Genomic DNA, 1,098 nt, shown 5'->3' with positions numbered 1-1,098 from the left:
GCCCCTTATTGTTCCCGCCTTCCAGCGCGTTCAGGTCGAAGCCGCCCTGGAAGTAGGCGGTGTGGGTCTTGACCGGGGAGATCAGCGACTGATTGAGCATCTGCGGGTCGAAGGTGTCGCGGTTCAGCGCACCCACGCCTTCGTAGCCGACCAGGCCGGTGGTGACCGACGAATTCGGGCGCCAGCGGTTGAAGCGGGTGCCGCTGCCTCCCGGCGCGGCGACGCCGGTACGGGTGTTGGTGCCAAGCGTGTTGATGGTCACGCCGCCGCCGTCGAGGGTGTAGCACTTGGACTTGCCGGTCAGCGGATCGATGAAGTCGCCGCTGCCCCAGTAGTCGCCGGCCTCGATGTCGCGATACTTGTCGGTGGCGCAGCGGGTCCAGTCGCGGTCGCCGAGGTTAAGTGCGTTGCGCACCGTGTACTCGTACGAACCGGAGAAGTGCGAGCGCTCGCCGGTGCTGCCGAAGGTCAGCGCATAGCNNGCATAGCGACGCTCATCGCCGCCACCGCCGTCGGTCGCGTTGTGCTGACCTTCGAAGGTGACACCGTCGACCTTCTTCTTGGTGATGATGTTGATCACGCCCGCGACCGCGTCGGAGCCGTAGATCGAGGACGCGCCGTCCTTCAGGATTTCGACGCGGTCGACGATCGAGTTCGGCAGCACGTTCAGGTCGGTCGAGCCGACCGAGCCGCGCGAGCCGGCCGGCGAAACGCGGCGGCCGTTGAGCAGGATCAGGGTACGGGTCGGGCCGAGGCCACGCAGGCCCAGGGTGTTGGCGCCGGGGCCGCCGTCGGTGACGTAGCCACCGTAGGCGTTGTTGATCTGCGATGCACCTGCGGTCACCGCGGTGCTCTGCAGTGCGGCGGTGGTCGAGTTGAAGCCGGCCAGCGTGGTTTCCTCACGGGTCACGACCTGGACCGGGGACACCGAGTTGAACACGTCGCGGCTGATGCGCGAGCCGGTGACGGTCACCGTGTCCAGATTGGTTGCCTTCGACTTGGCCGCTTCCTCGGCCGTCTGCGTCGAACCCGCGTCCTGGGCGAATGCCGGAGCGGCTGCGATGAGCAGCACGGCAGAAGCGAGGGCAAAGCTCAGCG

General features: G+C 67.1%; 1 protein-coding gene. It reads right to left on the bottom strand.

Going from position 1 to position 1,098, the window contains the following annotated elements:
- The coding region (locus tag CJP72_RS24965; protein WP_446714991.1) for a TonB-dependent receptor plug domain-containing protein at positions 1 to 910 on the bottom strand (910 nt) is incomplete at its 3' end.
- Positions 911 to 1,098: the final 188 nt, after the last annotated feature.

It is taken from the genome of Citrobacter sp. NCU1 (genome assembly GCF_010231475.1).
Lineage (GTDB): Bacteria > Pseudomonadota > Gammaproteobacteria > Enterobacterales > Enterobacteriaceae > Citrobacter_D.
This window is presented reverse-complemented; position numbering and strand designations above follow the sequence as displayed.